A 17254-nucleotide genomic window follows, 5' to 3' on the forward strand; every position below is an offset into this window, starting at 1 on the left:
GGGCCGGGCGGGGATTTCGAGGAGCTAAAGGGTCTCAACGTTCGGTCCCGAGAGGCGGTTTCGGCAGTCGAGAACGTACGGCGCGGTCTTCCCGATCATCGCGAGGTCGAAGGCCGCATGGTCCATGAGGAGCACCACGGCGTCAGCGGCCGCGATCTCCTGCGCGCTCGCGTCCACGAGCGGCACGTTCAGCTTGCTGGTCTCGCCGTGCGGGACGTTGGGGTCGGCGCCGCGGACCTTGGCGCCGAGGCCGATCAGGAGCTCGGCGACACGTGCCGAGGGCGACTCACGGAGGTCGGTGGCGTTGATCTTGTAAGTCAGGCCGAGCAGCAGGATCCGGGACCCGCTGATGGCCGTTCCGCGCTTGTCGAGCGCGTCCACGACACGCCGGACGACGTAGTCGGGCATGTGGCGGTTCACGTCGTTGGCGAGCTCTACGAACCGGAAGGGGACGCCGAGGTCTTCTCGGATCTTCCAGGAGAGGAACAGCGGGTCGACGGGCAGGCAGTGCCCGCCGACGCCCGGCCCAGGGGTGAACCGGGTGAAGCCGAAGGGCTTGGTCGCGGCAGCGTCGATCGCCTCCCAGATGTCCACGCCGAGGCGGTTGGTCAGCGTCGCTAGCTCGTTGATCATGGAGATGTTGACGAGCCGGAAGGTGTTCTCGATCAGCTTGGCCAGCTCGGCAACCTTGGGCTCGGACACCGGCACCGTGATCCGGAAGATGCCGTCGTAGAAACATTTGATCACATTGAGTGACTCGGCATCGATTCCGGACACCAGCTTCGGCGTCGTCTCGAACGACCACCTCTTCTTGTTGCCCGGGGCTATGCGCTCGGGGCTGAATCCGGCAAGGAAGTCCACCCCGGCCTTGAGCCCCGATGCCGTCTCCAGGATCGGCAGCAGCAGTTCCTCGGTGGTGCCCGGATAGGTCGTGGACTCCAGGACGACCGTTGCGCCCCGGCTCAGGTGCTCGCCCAGCCTCCTGGCGCAGGCCTCGATGTAGCTCAGGTCGGGCGTGCCGTCCCGCAGCGGGGTCGGCACGGTGATCACCGCGATGTCGAAGCCGGCCAGCGCGGCAGCATCGGCGGTCGCGGAGTAGGCCCCGCTGTCCAGCACCGCGCGCAGCCGGTCGGAGGTCACGTCCTCAACGTGGGACTGGCCGGCAGCCAGCTCCTGGACGCGGTGCGGGTCGACGTCGTAGCCGATGACACTGTGGCCCACCTCTGCGGCGCGTACGGCCAGGGGAAGCCCTACATAGCCCTGACCAGCGACAACGATCTGCATGGCAGCTCCTACTCGGTTGCGGTGCTTGAATGGGGAGTCGTTCCTGGTCTGGCAAGGAGAAGCGCTGTGCCCTTGGTGTCTGTAGTGATGCCCGTGTACAACTCGACCACCACTCTCGGCGCAGCTGTCCGATCGGTGCTCACACAGACCCACAGCGACCTGGAGCTGTTGGTCACCGACGATCAGTCCACCGACGGCTCCATGGATCTGCTCCGCGAGTTCGCCGAGCAGGACGAGCGCGTCCTGCCGGAGTCGGCACCCGAACAGGGCGGCGCCGGCCGGGCCCGAAACCTCGCGATCAAGCGGGCCCGCGGGGACTACATCGCCTTCCTCGACAGCGACGACATGTGGCTTCCGGAGAAGACCGAGAAGCAGCTCGCCTTCGCCGCCCAGGCCACTGCGCCCTTGACGTTCACCTCGTACTTCAAGATGGACGCTGACTACGACGGCGAGAGCACCGACTGGGTCCCGAACGGGCGGGTGGTCCGTGCGCGGGAGCGCGTCGACTACCGCGCGATGCTGCTCCAGGACCACATCGGCGCTCTCACGGCCATGTACGACCGCACTGTTCTGGGCACGAGGCTGATGCCCGAGATGCGCAAGCGCCAGGACTACGCCCTCTGGCTATCGATCATGAGGGGCGGTGCTGACGCCCGGGGCCTGAGCGAGCCGCTGGCGGTATACAGGGCCCACCAGGCGGGATCACTGTCCTCCAAAAAGCTGTCGCTCGTGCAGTACAACTGGGCCCTCTACCGCGAGCACGAGCACCTGTCGGTCCCGCGGGCGACGCGCGCGCTGGCTGGCGCCGTGTGGCAGTCGGTGCGCAACTCGCGCATCTAGCTCCGTGCACGGACCCGTGGACGCGGTGCGCGGCCGTTTCCGGCGGTGCCCCGACCGGGCCCCGCCCCGTGGCCGTGCCGCGTGCTCGGCGGCTGGACTCGGGGGCAGGGATGGGCGGGTCACCGGTGCCGTCGGCCGGCTACGTCCGAGCCGTTGCCCGTCCTCGCACGTAGGAAGAGCTGGAGGAGCAGCCGCCGCTCGGCGACCGGTACAGCCTCCTGACCGCTGTTGAGCGCCTCCCGACCATGTAGGAAGCGCCGCTGGTTCACGATGAGGTAGTCCCCGGGCTGGAGCATGAAGGCGACCTGCCCCCGGACGAGCTCCTCGGCAAGCCCCCTGGCCGCGTCGGCGTGCAGTTGGCCGAGCTGGGACCGCTCCAGCATCTTGGCGGTGAACCGGACGAACCCATCGCCCGGGTCGCAGTCCTCCAGGATCGGGAACGGCTTGTACTCCTCGCCGACACCGTGCAGGTCGAAGAAGGTCCCGTAGTGGTAGGCCGCCTCGGCCAGGAGGCCGCGGCTGTTCTCCGAAAGCCGTGCTACTGCCGCGTGGGCGTCGGAGAGGATGCTGGGGCCGCCGCCGAGCGGGTCGGGGCGAACGCACAGGAGCGTGGTGTAGTCCGGGGGCAGGGTAGCGTTCACCAGGTCCATGTGGAACGCGTTGTACCCAATGCCGCTGGACTTGCCTGGGTCCTTGTCGACCTTGACCCCGATGTCCTTCCAGAGGGGCCACCGCGGGAAGGGTGAGAAGGGGACGGCCACCTCGGCCGCGAAGGCCGTCACCAGCCGCCGGAACCGGACGCCGGTCCCCAGCGCCTTGGCGAGGTTCCCCAGGCACAGCACGGCGTATCCGCCGCCCTCCCAGGTCAGCGCGTGACGCAGGGCCGTGGCGGTCTCCTCGAACTGCGGGGCGGTCGTCAGCCGGGTCCGGTACTCCTCCATGGTGGACCGCGTCAGGAACGAACCGTCCAGTTCCCACGGCGGAAGAGAACGGTCGATCAGAGCAGCTTCGAGTTCGCTCGGGATTTTGATGAACACGTGGAGCCTCCTTCTCTACTTGGGGTTCTCGGGGTGCCGTTCGGGTGCTGCCGTCATCCGGGCGCTGAAGACGTCCCGGGTTTCGATCGGGCGAAGGTACTTGGCGATGGCGGCCTCGCTGTAGCCGTAGAACCGGCCGCGAAGAACGTCGTCGCGCCAGGCAGGCGGGATCTCTCCCCACTCGATGCAGAAGCAGGTGTCAGAGGAAGGCGGCCGTACCAGTCGCAGATCGGGGTAGCCGTGGCGGCCCTCAAGAAGGGCTCGGACGGCCAGGGCCACGGTCATGTCCGAGGTAGGGAAACTGCCGCCACGACGAGGGCCGCCGACCGCCACGGCAAGCAGCGGTGCACGGAAGACGCGGATGGCTACGCTGTAGTCCAGGACGGAGGGATCCGCCAGCTGGTCTCGGAAGTGCTCGAAGTTGTAGGCCGCGCGGGCCGGGAGAGCTGTCACGAGCAGCCGAGCGGAACCCGCCACGATCGTCGCGCCGCAGCCGAGGTCAGGGACCGGTGAGGGACGATGATCTGCCCGTCGGGCAGCAGTTCACCGGTGTCCTCGAAGAGCAGAACGCCGTTGCAGAGCAGGCTCCACCCCTGAACAGGGTGGAAGGCCACGGTGACGGCGGCATCGCGGTCGGCTCCGTCAGCTGCCGGGCACGGCGACGCGTGGTTGCACATGTTGGTCCTCGCTGGTCGTGAAGGGAGTGGGGGTCAGCTGCTTGCAAGTGCTGAGGGCGGCAGCCGGCCGAAAGCGCGGCGAACACCGGCAGGCGGGTTTCTGGTGGCCGCGAAAGTGCTGGGGGTGGAGCTGGTGGGTGGCCGTCGCACTGGCCCCTTCGCAGGGCTGCTCTTCGGCTCGTGGTCCGTCCGGAACGGTGTCGACTGGCTAGATGGCCAGGGTGATCGCTTCCGCGGCGGTTGTCGTCAGCATCAATGCGACGAGGCCCAGACCTTTGACGGAGGCCTCCGGTCACGTCGGTTGCGCGCAACGGAAGAAGGCCCACACGGCCTTCCCCGGACAATCTTCCCGCTCCTTGCGTGGTGCCGAGGTCCAGCAGTCGGAATGGGCGTTGACGAGAACCAGCCCACGTCCCCTGATGGCACCCGTGGACGGGCGGATCGTCGGGATCGGGCAACTGCTGGAGTTGTCGGTCACCATGAGCCCGAAGGCGAAGTTCGGCTTGAAGGCGAGCGCGACGCCAACGGTCTCGCTCTCATTCGACGGCCGAGTCCGTCCGTGGACAACCGCGTTGGTGACCAACTCGCTCAGGACGAGGACGACTCGGTCAATGAGAGCGTCGTCTTCATCCAGCCCCCAATCCACGAGCCGCTGTCGGACGAAACGGCGAGCCTCACCCACGTTACTGCGCTGGCTCTCGAACTCGACGGCGACTCGTTCGACGCCGTCACCGTGTACCAGTACCGCCAGGAACTGCCCACTCGACAACCGTGTCAACGCGTCTACCTCCCTGTCTGGGTAGCGACGGACACCGCCCCTCCTGGGCACTGAAGCCGGCTGGTGGGGTGGCGTCCGCCGCGGGCCCGCCAGCCGGGGCGTCAGGTTCGCCGGCCGTCGGGCAGCTTGTCGGGCTTCCGAGATAGGAAGGATTCGCCTAAAGACGGTGCCGAGCAACAGTGACGGTTCACTGATCCGCAACCGCACATCGTGGGGGTGAGTGATCCGTTCACTGATCCGCAACTTCACATCGTGGGGGTCAGTGACCTGTTCACTGATCCGCGCGGAAGTCACTGTTTTTGACGCAGAGTCGACGGGTTGTCACTACGATTTTGATGAGCGAGCCCGGTTGAGGAGGTACTGATGGACCGCACACCACACGGCCCGTCCTGTGCGAAGCGGTTACGTCAGGAGGCCACCACACACGGCGAGTCGTGCAGCCAGATCGCCGTCACGATTCAGGCCCACTGCTCCGTGTCCCTCCTGCGCGCCCACCGCCTCGCACGTGGGCTGACGCTGAAGGAAGCAGCGGAAGGACTGAACGCACTCACCGCGGGGCACCAGGGTGCTCCCCGGGCTGACGCCGATCAGCTGGGGCACTGGGAGACAGACAGGCAACCACGACCGGCCACGCTTGTGCTGTTGTGCAACTACTACGGCGGTCTGCGCCCCGAGGACCTCGGCTTCGAGAGCGCAGAGGCGACCGTACCTGCCTCGGTATCTTCCACCATGGTCCTCGCGGAACGGGCTCTGCCCTGGCCTGCTGCTCCGCGTGCTGAGATCGTCGACGAATCCCTGGAGCGGCAGGTCGATGCTGTGCGGCGCTCGGTCGATCGCACACTCGCGGCAGGAACCGTGAATTCGAATCAGCTCGACCTGCTCGACGAGCAGGTGATGTGGGCACGAGAGCAGTACGTCTACACACCACCAGCGCCCATGGTCAAGGTGCTCCTCGATCAAGTTGAGGAAGTTGATAGCCTCGCCGCAGACAGGCAGCCGGCAGCCGTACAGGTTCGCCTGTCCGAGCTGACCGCCATACTGGCGACCCTCGTCGCTGACGCCCTGATGAAGCTCGGGCACCTTCCCCGGTCCCGGTCGTGGTACGCCACAGCAAGGCACGCCGCGGACGACAGCGGCAACACGGAGCTCCGCGCCCGAGTGCGGGCACAGGCTGCCATGCTTCCCTTCTACTACGGACCCCTGGAAGCAGCGGTTGTCCTTGCCCGGGAAGCCAGGATCATCAGCCGCGGCCGTCCCAGCGCCACAGCGGCATTCGCTTCGGCAGCCGAAGCACGCGCTCTGGCCAAGCTCGGAGACGCAGAGGGAGCCGAGTCCGCACTCCGATACGCCACTGTCGCGTTCGAACAGAGCGGAGCGGGTGGCCCTGGCGACAACGAAGCCTTTGGGTTCCCTGAGCGCCGATTCAGACTCTACGAGAGCGGCACCTTGACCGCCCTCGGCCACACGAGCAGGGCACGTCGTGTCCAGGAGGAGGCCATCCGCCTATACCCGTCAAGAACCGGCATCGACCCTGCTCTGCTCAATCTTGAGACAGCACTCTGCATGGCCCACGACCACAGCCTCAGGGAAGCCTGTCAGCTAGCTGGTGACACCCTCCTGCGGGTCGCTGCGGAGCACCGCACCCCGATCGTGGAGGAGCGGGCTCGCGAAGTCATCGGGGCACTTCCCCCGGGTGCGGAGGCCAGCCGCGCGGCGCACGAATTGCGCGAGATCCTTGCGCTTCCTCCCGGACACATGTGACAGCGGGCCGGATCGTCGGCGAGCCTTGACCCATGACACAAGCTGCGCTGGCCCCTGGCGGGTTCGACGAATTCGAGATGCATCAGGTCCTGAAGCGCGGGTGTGCGGCCGTCGGCCTCGATTCCTCCGAGGCTCGCCTGCTCCGCGGCCACACCAACGCGGTTATCCACCTTGTAAAAGAGCATGTCGTCGTCAAGATCGCCCGAAAGGGATCACGCATAGACGACGTAGCTCGTACCGTCCGGTTCGTTCGCTGGCTGATGGACGCTGGCTTTCCCACCGTCTCCCTCCACCCGGTCGACCAGCCAGTGGGCGTCGGCCAGCACGCTCTCACGTTCTGGGAGTATCTGCCTCAGCCGTCCGACCCAGTGCCGGCGGCCCAGCTGGCCAAGCCGCTGTACTCGCTCCACACGCTGCCGACTCCGCCCGAGGCCCTACCGGCGCATGACAACCTCGCGGCAATCCGACGGTCCCTCAAGTCGATCACATGCCTGTCCGACGAAGCGCTCGCGTTCCTGAACGACAGCACCGAGCAACTTGAGTCAGCGCTCCATGTCGTGCAGTTCGAGCTGCCGGAGGGTGTTATCCAGGGAGATCCACAACACCGCAACGCTCTGCACACCGCCAGCGGCGGAGCCGTCCTCTGCGACTGGGACACAGTTGCAATCGGACAGCCGGAGTGGGATCTCGTCACGGTGGAGGTCCACTGCAGGCGTTTCGGCCACGGGTCGCAGCACTACGAAGCCTTCGCAAACACGTACGGGTGGGATGTCACGCGGTGGTCCGGGTACCAGACGTTGGCCGCGATCCGGGAACTACGCATGATCACGACAAACGCTCGGAAGGTTTCAGACGCTCCCACCAGCCTTCAGGAGGTCGAGCGGCGGGTAGAAGGACTCCGTTGCCATGATCGCGCCCTGCGGTGGAACATCCTCTGACGTTCTCGGCCAGTTCCATATCAGCCAAATCTAAAAGACGTTCAGGGGCCCGAGGCCAGCGAAGGGGTAGTTGCGGGGGAGAGGGCCCTGGCGCGAGGTTCAGCAGACGGTGATGGTGGTGTTCACGCAGGAACTCGGGCTTTGGGCCTTGGCGTGCTGCAGCCGATGGTGGTTCCGTCCAGGGCAATGCAGTTGCAGCTCAGTGGTCTGGCTGTCATGGCGGGGATCACGAGAAACTAACTGAATGAGAACAGCCGCCTTGCCGGTAGAGTCCTAGCTCAGGAAGTGCGGACCCCGCGCCCGCGGGGATGGTCCGAGCAGCCAGGGATCGTCCGTCAGGGAGAATCCGTGGACCCCGCGCCTGCGGGGGTGTTCCGGCCTCGGTCGCAACCCTGTCTCGGGCGGCGGGCTGTTCGCGGGCGGTGGCGGCCTCGCTCTCCTCTGCGGCGGCGAGGGCCTGTCCCCGTGCGGCTGAGTTCGCCGCGCAGGTAGGTCACCAGAGTCTGCAGCCGGGGGAAATCCGGCGGCAGGACGGACGCTCAGCCCCTTTACCGCGCCTGACGCGCGGCCCTGCACGACGCGCAAGGGCGATGCCGGAGCGCCTTCCCATACGCGAGGAGATCCGCACCTGGCACACGGGCCGGTCCGGCTGGGCACCCAAGTGCAGGCGCTCGGCCTGGCTCGCGCGAAGCGGACCCCGGCGAACCCGGTGGGACGGGAGAACTCCTGCTGCCGGTGAGCGTGATCGAGGAAGAAGGCTGCCCACCGGTCCCTCAGAGCCGCACGGTACCCGCCGTCGAGGCGTGACCGGACCAAGCCGCAGTGGGATGTGGGACAGGACGCTCGGGCTGTAATGCGGGCGGGAAGGGCTATGACACGCGGTGGCTTGGCCGGCCACGGACTCGCCGCGCTTCTGGCGGTCCCCAATGCGGCCAGGCTCGTACAGCCCGAGTGGTGACTCGCCGGTGACTCTGCAAACCTTCCGCCCCAGGCCAGAGCGCCCATCTGCCAAGGAACTCACCGGCCGCTGGTGAACTGACCGATACTCCTTCGGCTGCCAGTGACTTGCCTGGTGACCTCACCAGCGCCTGTGCGAACTCACCGGTGACCCGCCCGGGTGCCTCGTATGAACTCACCGGTGAGTCCCGAGAGGATTTGGGCGCGGCCGGGGCTTGGGAGCGGACGGCGAAGGCCGTCAGAGTGCCGGGCTGGCCCACGACGCTGGGACGGATGGCCTGGGACAGACGGGCCTCCGGCTGCTGGCCGTCGGGGCCGTACTCCTGATGATGTACTACGTTGGGTCCGCCAGCCGTAGCGGACGAGCGAGCTGGCGCATGGCGCCGTAGACCTGCCCGGTGTCGTACGAACGGCCGTCGGCGTCGATGGGGGTGCCGACGCCGATGGAGTGCATGTCGGCGAACGCGGCTGCCTCTCGGTTGTCGGTGGTGAACCGCAGGCGCCCGCTCGCGGTGTGACGGGCAAGCAGCTCGGGAAGACCGGTCTCGTAGATGGGGCACTGGCCGGAGTTCAGGCTGTCGACCTTGGCCTGGTCGACGTCCACGCCGATGACCTCGTGACCCAGTTCGGCCATCGCCGCCGCGTGCGGGATACCGAGGTGCCCGCAGCCGATTACCGAAATACGCATTCCTTGACTCTCATCCTGGGAGGGGCCCGTGTACGGGGCCGGGGAACGAGCCCAGAGGCTAGCGCTGTTCCCCGGCCCCGCCGGTTCACGTGCTGGTCACGCGAGGCTCAGCAGCCGCTCCAGCTCGCCGACCGCAGCGGCGGCCGTCTGCCGTACGACCACGTCACCGCTCTGCGGGGCCTCCAGCGGGTATTCAAACCAGGAGCCATCCGGACGGGGCCGGAGGCCAGGGTGGTCGAGCTCGCCGCATATTGCCAGGCACGGATACAGCACGGCGGAGCCCCAGCGGGTCCGGTGATGCTGGGGAGAACCGCTGTTCAGGCGCGTTCCGTGCGCGGTGGAGGCCGGGCGGTGTGAGCGTCGGGGCGCGGGCGATGTCCGGGGGAGAAGTGTTCTGAAAGCCCGCCGGCAGTCCGCTCCTCGCCCTAGGGTGAGGGCATGATTCCTGATTTTGTGTCAGATCTACGGAAAGCGGTCGGTCCCGATTGCCTGCTGTGGCTCCCGGGGGTGGTCGGGGTGGTCCTCGACGAGCACGGGCAGGTGCTCCTGCAGCGCCGGTCCGCTGCTGGTCTGTGGACGCCGTTGAGCGGGATCCTGGAACCCGGAGAGGCTCCGGCCGCCGGGGTGGCGCGGGAGGTGGCGGAGGAGACCGGGGTCCGGGTGGTGGTGGAACGCCTTGCGGCGGTGACGTCTTCCCCGCCGGTTAGGCACGGCAACGGGGACCGGGCGCAGTACCTGGAACTCGTGTTCGCCTGCCGCCCGGCAGACCCGGGTCAGGAGCCCCGGGTCTGTGACGACGAGTCGGTGGAGGTCGGCTGGTTCGCGCTGGACGCCCTGCCGCCGATGAGTGAGCGGATGCGGGAGCTCATCGGGCTGGTCGAGAAAGACGAGCCTCAGGCGTGGTTTGCCCCGTCGCCGTGACCGGGCACCGGACCAGCTCCCCGGCGCCGGGGCGGAGTCAGGCCGCTATGCGGGCACAGCTCCCGTGCGGACAGCGAATTCCCGCAGGCCCTGCACGCGCGCCGGGCTGTAGAGCAGGCTTGATGTCAGGGCCCGCAGTGCCGGCCGACGCACCTCTTGGGCCGCCTCCTGCTCGACATGGGACAGCGCGGCGAAAGCCTGCTGGCTGTTGCCGAGCGTGTGCCACATACGGGCCGTGTCGGTCCAGGCCCGGGCGCGGCGTTCGGCGGTAGGCATGAGGCCGATGTTCAGGCTCCGTGCGATCTCCACGCCCTCGTCCGGGGTGCCGAGGGTGTTGTGAACGCCGATGCGGTAAACGGCGGCCTGGGTCTTGGTGGCGTCGACGGTGAACAGCCCGCCGGGTGCCTGCGGGCGGCGCTCGACGGTCTCATCAGCTTCGTCGAGCAAAGTGAGCGCGGTTGCCCGGTCGCCGCCGGCAGCCGCCGAGTACGCCGCGGTGAGCAACAGCGTGGTCCGCACGGCTCCGGTGCGCTCCTGGGCGGGGTCGAGCGCGGCCGCCTCGGTGGCGAGGAAACGGACAGCTGAGGAGCAGTTCCCGGACCGCCGCATGGTGATGGCCAGTACGCGGGCGGCTTCTCCGACGGGGATGGGCATCCCGCTGGCCCGTGCGGCGGCCAGAGCGCGGTCGGCAGCGACCCACGCGGCGTCGGAGTGCTGCTTCGCGGCGAGTTCGGAGGCCAGGACATAGGCGCGGGCGAGGACGGCATTGGCCTGCTGGCGGGCTCGTCCGGCGGCCGATTCCCTGGTCGCCTCGGCGGCGGCCAGCAGGCCGGGCAGCGAGTTGCCAAGGTCGTTGTAGCGGGCGGCGGTGAACGCCTGGCGCGCGGAGGCTGTCTTGGCGGCCAGCGCCTGGAGCGGCGCGGGGTCGGCGCTCGGGAGCCGGAACAGCACGTCGTCGAGGTCCACGGCCGCAGCGGGCGAGGCCGCAGCCGTGCCCGTGCCGACAACAGCCGACGCCCCGGCAGCGAGCGCCCCCAGCAGTGTCCTGCGACGCATCGCATCCTCCTCGTTCGGCATCGGTACGTTCACCACGGTATCGATCACCGGGCCCGCCGGGACAGGGAACCCGCTGACCCGCTCAGGGGGGATGCGGAGCACCTGGGCCAGGCGCAGACGGGTGTCGAGGTCCACGCGCATCCGGTTGCCCTCGATCCGCGAGATCGCAGACGGGGAGTAACCGACAGCTCGGGCGACATCAACCTGCTTCAGCCGTAAAGCATGGCGTGCACTGCGGAAGATCGCGCCTAAGTCGCTCGTCTCCTGGCCCACGGGTACCTCCTGCGCACCGACGGGGAAGCACGACAGTACTGCCTGTCGCCAAACGGCAACAGGGCGTACAGGCGCACACCGTGTGCCGCTCCCGCACACCACGTGCGAGCGCGCCGATACCAGCTCCCGGACGGGTGCGTCAGGCACCACGGTTGCGGCAGCAGACGCCCGGCACACCAGCCCGGTTCGCTGCTCCCACCTTTGCGGAGGCACCCTTGAACGTCCTGATCACCGGCGGCGCCGGCTTCATCGGTTCGGCCCTCACCCAGGCGTTGCGCATCGCAGGGCACTCGGTCACCCCGTTGGACAACCTGTCGGTCACTTCCCGGCGTCCGAGCCCAACGGGCCTGATGGTCCGCGACGTCCGGTCGCTGACCGCACAGGATCTGGGCTGCGTGGACACGGTTGTGCACCTGGCCGCGCTCAAGTCCGTCCCGGAAAGCTTCGAGGTCGGCGGGTTCGAGCACAACGTCGAAGTCGACCGGCACATGCTCCACATCTTCACCGACTCGACCGCGAGGCGGCTGTTGCTGGCCTCCTCGTGCGAGGTCTACGGCCAGCAGAGCGGACCGCTCTCCGAGAACACGCCGCACGCCCCCCGCTCCCCGTACGCGGCGGGCAAGGTCGCCACCGAGCTGCTGGCCGACATCTACCGCCCGCGCCTGGAGGACGGCCGCCAGCTCGGCATCGTCAGGTTCTTCAACACCTTCGGCCCCCACGAGGACCCCGACGCCGTCGTCCCCGCCTTCCTCGACGCAGTCGCCGAGAACCGCCCGCTGACCATCGAGGGCGACGGCACCCAAGCCCGGGACCTGACGTACATCGAGGACGCGGTCACCATGCTCACCCGCATCCTGGACGCCCCCGCGCTGCTGCCCGTCGTCAACTGCGGCTCCGGCCACGCGGTTTCCATCAGCGACCTCGCCCGTGCGGTCATCCGCACCGCCGGCCGCGGCACCATCACCCACACCGCCCCCCGGATCAACGAGATCTCCTCCTTCACCGCCGACCAGACCCTGTTCGCCCGCATGTACGGGCCCATCGACCGCATGCCCCTGGACAAGGCACTGGCTCTCAGCGTCCAGACCCGCGCGCGCACCCTGGCAGCGGCCGTACCCGGCCGCTGAACGCCACACCCACCCGCGCGGACAGGTAGTCCGTGCTGCTAGCGGTCCCGGCCCGGCACCCTTGCCGGGCCGGGACCGCGAGCCCCCTCCATCACGCCCCACGCCCACGGGGAAGGAATCCGTGAACGATCAGACCTTCTTACTGCCCCGCACCGACACCCGCGCCATCCGCATCACCGGCGGCCACCGCCTGCAGGGCACGACATCGGTCCAGGGCAGCAAGAACATCGCCCTCCACCTGTACGCAGCCGCGCTGCTGGCCGACGAACCGCTGACCCTGACCGGCATCCCGCACATCCTGGACACCCAGGTCTGCGCGGAGATCCTCACCCGCACCGGCACCCCGACCAGGATCGTCGGCGACCTCTTCGAGACCACGCCGGCCACTGCCTGGCACCCCGCCGTCCCGGACGAGCTGGGCGGGCGTATCCGCACCACTGCCGTCCTCGCCGCCGGCCTGCTCGTTCGAGCCGGCCGGGTCCGCTTCCCCCTACCAGGCGGCGACGCCTTCTGCCACCGGCTCATCGACCGGCACCTGGCCGCCATGGAGGCCGCCGGCGCCACCCTGGACATCACCGGCACCCACGTCGAGGCCCACCTCACCGGCCGGGGCCCCCAGCCGTTCACCACCGACGTGACGACTCAGAAGTGGGGACCGAGCCTCGGAGCCACGGTCACCGCGATGCTGCTGGCCGCCCGCGCCCGCGGCACCTCCACCATCCTCAACCCCAACGGCGAACCCGAGGTGCTGGCGACCGCCTCGATGCTCGCGGCAGGCGGAGTCGGTATCACGTGGGAGGGCACCACCGCCCTCCAGGTCACCGGCACCGACCACATCACCGGCGGCTCCTTCCCCGTCCCGCCAGACCGGCTGGAGGCCACCACGCTGGTCCTGGCTGCCGCCATCACCGGCGGAACCGTCCACCTCGACAACTTCCCCGTCTCCGGATTCACAGCCGCGCTGGTGGCCACACTCGCCGACGCCGGAATCGAACTGGCCCCCGCCAACGGCGGCACGCTCGCCCAATGCCCAGCCGGCCCCCGCTGCGTACAGACAGCCACCGCCTCCGCCACCTGCACCGACATCCAGCCTCAGCTGACAGCCTTCCTCACCCAGGCCCCCGGCACCTCCCGCATCGAAGAGCGGATCTACACCTCACGCGCCACGCACGTCGACCCCCTGCGCGCCCTCGGCGCCGACGTCACAGCCGATGGCCCGACCATTACCGTGCACGGCCCGTCCCTCCTCACCGCGGCCCACGTGGACAGCCAGGACATCCGGGCCGTCGCCGCCCTGGTGACCGCTGCCCTCGCAGCCGAGGGCACCACCACCATCCAAGGCATCTACCACCTGCAACGCGGCTACGGCAGCCTGCTGCCCAAACTCGCCTCACTCGGGGCCGAGCTGACAGTCACACAGAAGTAGGAACCCAAGGCACGCAAGAACGCGACCGCTCCCTGCGGTCGCGTCGCAGGTGATCAACCCCAGCAAGCTGCCCGGCCCGAGCTCGGCGGCCACCATCGGCGCCCCCGTCCGGCGGTCTGCGCCCGCCGAACCAGTCGGTCTGGGCAAGCCTCCGCGCCGCCCGGCAAGCCTTCGGCTACTCCCGGCACCTGGGTCGGGTGCCGGGCCGGGACCTTTCCGCGCTGGCTGTGTGGGCGGCCGATCGAAGGCGGGTACTGCATGCGTGCGCGGGAGCGCGTCAGCGCGAAAGCCCCGGGCGCCAGAGGGCGTTCGGGGCCTTCACTGTGCGGGGTGCTTCGCTGTCCGATTCGTTCAACGGAAGACTGTCACGCGGGGCGGGACCGGGTTCAGCTGTCAGGCTGGTCGGTGTCGTCGTTCTGGCTGGCGAGCCTGCTCCGGATCTTTTTGGCTGTGTAGCCGGCACCGGTGACGAGCAGCGTGGAGAGGAGGTTGCCGAGGAGGTCGTTGCGGAGGAAGTCGTAGAGCGTGGACAGCGTCATGGTCTCCCCAAGTGACGTGACAGGTCGTGGTGCTGGGGGAGACAGTGGCCGAGTACGGGGCAGGCCAAGGCGGGCGAAAGGCGTTGTGCCTGTTCACGGCCGGTTCCGGGTTGGTCAGCGGGTGGTCGGGGTTGGACAGGGCGGGGCGGGGGAGTGGTAAAGCATGGCTCCGAGGCGGGTGATCGACGAGGGAACGGCCGCGGGCGAGCTGGCGCTGTACCTGGTCAAGCTGGTCAAGGGCGCGAAGGTTCGCGACCTAGCGCAACAGTTTGGCCGCAGCAGTTCGGCGTGGGGGAACTACCTCAACGGCGCCCAGGTGATCCCGAAGCCCGAACTGAGGCGGCTGCTGGAGGCATACACGCCAGCGGGCCCGGTCCGCAACGCCGCGGTGGTACGGGCCGGCGAGCTGTGGAAGGCCGCCAGCCTGGAGCGGCGTCTGGCCGTGACGGGCGGGGACCTGGTGCGTCAGCACCAGCGCCGCGAGGACGCGCTGGAGCAGGTGATCAAATACCAGGATCTGGCGGCGAAAGCGGAGAAGCATCTCGCGGAACTGCGGCCCATGCTCGTCTACAGCAAGATCCGGCTGGAGAACGCACAGCTCCAGCTGCGGCACGCCCGCGAGCAGGAACAGGCCCGACTTCAGAAACAGCTGGGCCTCGCCAAGGAGCGCCTGAGCCGGGTACGGACACAGCAGGAGCGTGCTCAGAGCCGCCGGATGACGGCGGAGGAGCAGCAGGAGTTCTGGATGGGCGAGGTCCTGGCCGCTCAGGCCGACATCGAGTACCTGGAGGGCCAGGTCCAGGACATCGCCGTCCCGGAGACAAGCGTTGCCCCGGTTGCCCAGGACACCATGGACGACGACGAATTCGACCACCGCCTCGAACACATCGAGGCGGAGAGCGCGGAGGACGAAGCCGCGTTCGAAGCCGCCTCGCCTCCACAGGAGGACACCCGCCCGGAAGACCGGCCTCCCCTGTCGTCGCCTGTCCAGGACTTGTCCAACACCGCATTGGACAAGTCCGCGACCAGCACATTCCCCGCCACCGGCCAGGACGGCGCGCAACGCGCGGAACTGCTCGGTCGATTCGTCTCCCATCTGGAAGCCACCCGCCGGAACCGGACCACTGCGGCCGCTGCGGGAGTCAGGGCCTTCTCCCACCGCCTGCAGGCGGCGCCGCAGCCCGCAGGTCACGGCCGGGAAATCAGCGATCGGCAGGAGAATCCGGCAGCCCCCCGGCCCGCCGATGCCACCGCCTCAACGCCTCCGCCCATTCCCTCAGCACGCACCGGCCCGCCAGAGAGCGCAGGCTCCTCAGCCGTCATCCGTCCACGGCTCGCCCAAGCCGGAGCTGTGACCGCGGAAGTGCCGGCCCGGACAGAGAACCCAGCCCGGCTCAGTCACCGCCTCCGGGAAGCGTGGGACAGTACTCAGGCAGTGGGGGTGATTCTCGGAGGCTTCCTGCTTTTCTGTCTCCTGTCCGGGTTCGGGACCGCGTACGGCGCGGCCCTTCGGGCCGAACCAGGACCATCGGTGACGCATCTCCTGCTCTTCGCGGGCTTCGCTCTGGTCAACGACGCCCTGGTGGTTGGCGCGGCAGTACGAAGGCAGCGGAAGACGGGCGAGAAGGGACTGCTGTCCATCGTGTACCTCGGCGTCGCCGCTCAGTTCATCAGCACCGTCCTGTCCTCATTCGTGGACCAGCCCGGCGCGACATGGATGGCCGACGTGATCGGGCTGCTGTAGAAACAGGCCACCGCTCGATGCACGCTGGCTCCGACGTTCCACGGCTGCCGTGGTGGACACCTGGCGATCCACGGAGTGCCACGTCAGGCTGCCCTCGCCGCAGGGATCCGGTCCGAAGCCATGTACGAAAGACGTCGAACAGATGCCGAATTTGCGCCCCGGACCGACCAGCAAGCACAGTCTCGCCGAGCAGAGCGCCGCCCCCCCCGTGCGGGGTAGACGCTGTACAACCTGACCACCAAGGGCCTGCCGGCTGTATGACGACCCGTCCGGCAGCCCGTGACTCCCCACGCTGTCTCGATCGCGGGCTCGTTTGCGGCGGACTATCCGGTTTAGCAGGTTTTGTAGTCGTATCGGGTGGAGTTGTAGGCGCAGGTGTGGTGGAGGGTGCCGTTGGTGCGGCGGAGGGTGGCGGTGTCCTTGTCGTTGTTCCAGACGTAGGCGCCGCGCTGCTGGTAGAGCGTGGTGGTGGTGTTTGTGCCGCGTCCGGTCTTGATGGTGACGGTCTTGCCTGGCTTGAGGGTGAAGGTGGGGAAGGTGTAGGCGTGGCGGGAGGTGTCGGTGAGGGTCCAGCCCTTGAGGCTGACCGCGGTGCCGGTGCTGTTGGTGATCTGGACCCACTCGCCGTTGAGCGAGGCGTTGGTGCGGGTGTCGCTGCCGGGGGAGTCGTACCAGATCTTCGAGATCCGCAGCGTTCCGGCGGCGTGCGCCTGCCCGGGCAGGAGGAGCACGGTCGCGGCGGTGAGGGCGGCGCCGGCGGCGAGGCGGCGGGTACGGGGCATGAGCAAGAGAGGGCACATCCTGTCTGACGGGACCGCCGTAGGGCTAGCGGTGCAGACCTCGGACGCTAAGGGCCCCCGCCCTCCTGCGGAGCCCCTGTGGCCATCCTGTGACAGAACGTCACCCTGTGGTGTTGATGCGCCTCGCGCAGCCCTCAGCGCCCAACCGCCCGCCCACGCGGTGCTTGGCCGGCGCCGCGGGAATCGGCCGACATCCGGCGTCTGCCTTCCCGACGGGAGTCGCCGCGGGTGAGGGCCCATCGACACCGCACCGGCACAGGCGCAGCAGCAAGCCGCTCGGCCATCCGCCCGCTGCGCCCGCTCGCGCCACCCGTCACGATCACTTGTGAATCGGTCAGGATCGCGTGTCAGAGGACACTCCATACGGGTGGGGCCCAAGCCCTGCGTCTGCGCGTCACGCGGTGGATC

At 68.5% G+C, this 17254-nt stretch carries 16 protein-coding genes and 1 pseudogene; 7 read left to right on the plus strand and 10 right to left on the minus strand.

Translation table 11 applies throughout. The annotated features are described in order from the left end of the window. Nucleotides 1-24: 24 nt before the first annotated feature. On the minus strand, nucleotides 25-1284 hold the full coding sequence (locus tag EES41_RS36480; RefSeq protein ID WP_123082111.1) for a nucleotide sugar dehydrogenase: 1260 nt from the start codon (nucleotides 1282-1284) through the stop codon (nucleotides 25-27). A gap of 66 nt (nucleotides 1285-1350) precedes the next feature. Between EES41_RS36480 and EES41_RS36485 the strand changes: the two genes are divergently transcribed. After that, complete coding sequence (locus tag EES41_RS36485; RefSeq protein WP_123082112.1) at nucleotides 1351-2124, plus strand: glycosyltransferase family 2 protein; 774 nt, start codon at nucleotides 1351-1353, stop codon at nucleotides 2122-2124. 119 nt (nucleotides 2125-2243) lie between these two features. Here EES41_RS36485 and EES41_RS36490 read toward each other — a convergent pair whose 3' ends face one another. The 4 genes from EES41_RS36490 to EES41_RS36505 all read right to left on the minus strand — a co-directional run bounded on the left by EES41_RS36490 (nucleotide 2244) and on the right by EES41_RS36505 (nucleotide 4616). Next, nucleotides 2244-3161, minus strand: a complete 918-nt coding sequence (locus tag EES41_RS36490; RefSeq protein ID WP_123082113.1) for a TauD/TfdA family dioxygenase — start codon at nucleotides 3159-3161, stop codon at nucleotides 2244-2246. A 15-nt stretch (nucleotides 3162-3176) separates the two neighbouring features. After that, nucleotides 3177-3614: a DUF6302 family protein gene (locus tag EES41_RS36495; RefSeq protein ID WP_123082114.1), complete on the minus strand. Its 438-nt coding sequence runs from the start codon at nucleotides 3612-3614 to the stop codon at nucleotides 3177-3179. Then, nucleotides 3611-3838: a DUF5999 family protein gene (locus EES41_RS36500; protein WP_123082115.1), complete on the minus strand. Its 228-nt coding sequence runs from the start codon at nucleotides 3836-3838 to the stop codon at nucleotides 3611-3613. Before EES41_RS36500 ends, EES41_RS36495 begins: the two co-directional genes overlap by 4 nt. A 292-nt stretch (nucleotides 3839-4130) precedes the next feature. Further along, complete coding sequence (locus EES41_RS36505; RefSeq protein ID WP_123082116.1) at nucleotides 4131-4616, minus strand: anti-sigma regulatory factor; 486 nt, start codon at nucleotides 4614-4616, stop codon at nucleotides 4131-4133. Nucleotides 4617-4979: 363 nt separating this feature from the next. On the opposite strand from EES41_RS36505, the gene EES41_RS36510 reads away from it, so the two are divergent. Both EES41_RS36510 and EES41_RS36515 read left to right on the plus strand, forming a co-directional pair. Next, nucleotides 4980-6377 carry an XRE family transcriptional regulator gene (locus tag EES41_RS36510; RefSeq protein ID WP_123082117.1) on the plus strand — a complete coding sequence of 466 codons (1398 nt, stop codon included), beginning with the start codon at nucleotides 4980-4982 and terminating at the stop codon, nucleotides 6375-6377. A 32-nt stretch (nucleotides 6378-6409) separates the two neighbouring features. Next, nucleotides 6410-7315, plus strand: a complete 906-nt coding sequence (locus tag EES41_RS36515; RefSeq protein WP_123082118.1) for a phosphotransferase family protein — start codon at nucleotides 6410-6412, stop codon at nucleotides 7313-7315. A 1321-nt stretch (nucleotides 7316-8636) separates the two neighbouring features. Here the strand turns inward: EES41_RS36515 and EES41_RS36520 are convergent. Together EES41_RS36520 and EES41_RS41820 are read right to left on the minus strand one after the other, a co-directional pair. Next, nucleotides 8637-8960 (minus strand): annotated as a pseudogene (locus tag EES41_RS36520) (UDP-glucose 6-dehydrogenase); the annotation flags it as partial. Between the two features lie 96 nt (nucleotides 8961-9056). Continuing rightward, nucleotides 9057-9233 carry a hypothetical protein gene (locus EES41_RS41820; protein ID WP_008736375.1) on the minus strand — a complete coding sequence of 59 codons (177 nt, stop codon included), beginning with the start codon at nucleotides 9231-9233 and terminating at the stop codon, nucleotides 9057-9059. Between the two features lie 165 nt (nucleotides 9234-9398). On the opposite strand from EES41_RS41820, the gene EES41_RS36525 reads away from it, so the two are divergent. Further along, on the plus strand, nucleotides 9399-9881 hold the full coding sequence (locus tag EES41_RS36525) for an NUDIX domain-containing protein (protein ID WP_008736377.1): 483 nt from the start codon (nucleotides 9399-9401) through the stop codon (nucleotides 9879-9881). 45 nt (nucleotides 9882-9926) lie between these two features. On the opposite strand, the gene EES41_RS36530 is transcribed toward EES41_RS36525, so the two are convergent. Continuing rightward, nucleotides 9927-11210, minus strand: coding sequence for a helix-turn-helix domain-containing protein (locus EES41_RS36530; RefSeq protein WP_254211713.1), 1284 nt, complete (start codon nucleotides 11208-11210; stop codon nucleotides 9927-9929). Nucleotides 11211-11425: 215 nt separating this feature from the next. Between EES41_RS36530 and EES41_RS36535 the strand changes: the two genes are divergently transcribed. Continuing rightward, nucleotides 11426-12337 (plus strand): NAD(P)-dependent oxidoreductase, encoded by a 912-nt coding sequence (locus tag EES41_RS36535; RefSeq protein ID WP_164496071.1) that lies wholly within the window; start codon nucleotides 11426-11428, stop codon nucleotides 12335-12337. 121 nt (nucleotides 12338-12458) lie between these two features. Further along, complete coding sequence (locus tag EES41_RS36540) at nucleotides 12459-13763, plus strand: UDP-N-acetylglucosamine 1-carboxyvinyltransferase (RefSeq protein ID WP_164496072.1); 1305 nt, start codon at nucleotides 12459-12461, stop codon at nucleotides 13761-13763. A gap of 386 nt (nucleotides 13764-14149) precedes the next feature. Here the strand turns inward: EES41_RS36540 and EES41_RS41825 are convergent, their stop codons facing one another. Then, nucleotides 14150-14302: a hypothetical protein gene (locus tag EES41_RS41825; RefSeq protein ID WP_164496073.1), complete on the minus strand. Its 153-nt coding sequence runs from the start codon at nucleotides 14300-14302 to the stop codon at nucleotides 14150-14152. Nucleotides 14303-14480: 178 nt separating this feature from the next. On the opposite strand from EES41_RS41825, the gene EES41_RS36545 reads away from it, so the two are divergent. After that, complete coding sequence (locus tag EES41_RS36545) at nucleotides 14481-16046, plus strand: hypothetical protein (RefSeq protein ID WP_164496074.1); 1566 nt, start codon at nucleotides 14481-14483, stop codon at nucleotides 16044-16046. 332 nt (nucleotides 16047-16378) lie between these two features. Here EES41_RS36545 and EES41_RS36550 read toward each other — a convergent pair whose 3' ends face one another. Next, a complete protein-coding gene (locus tag EES41_RS36550) occupies nucleotides 16379-16828 on the minus strand; it encodes a lamin tail domain-containing protein (protein ID WP_164496075.1) in 450 nt (149 codons plus the stop codon). Nucleotides 16829-17254: the final 426 nt, after the last annotated feature.

This window comes from Streptomyces sp. ADI95-16, from assembly GCF_003721495.1.
Lineage (GTDB): Bacteria > Actinomycetota > Actinomycetes > Streptomycetales > Streptomycetaceae > Streptomyces > Streptomyces goshikiensis.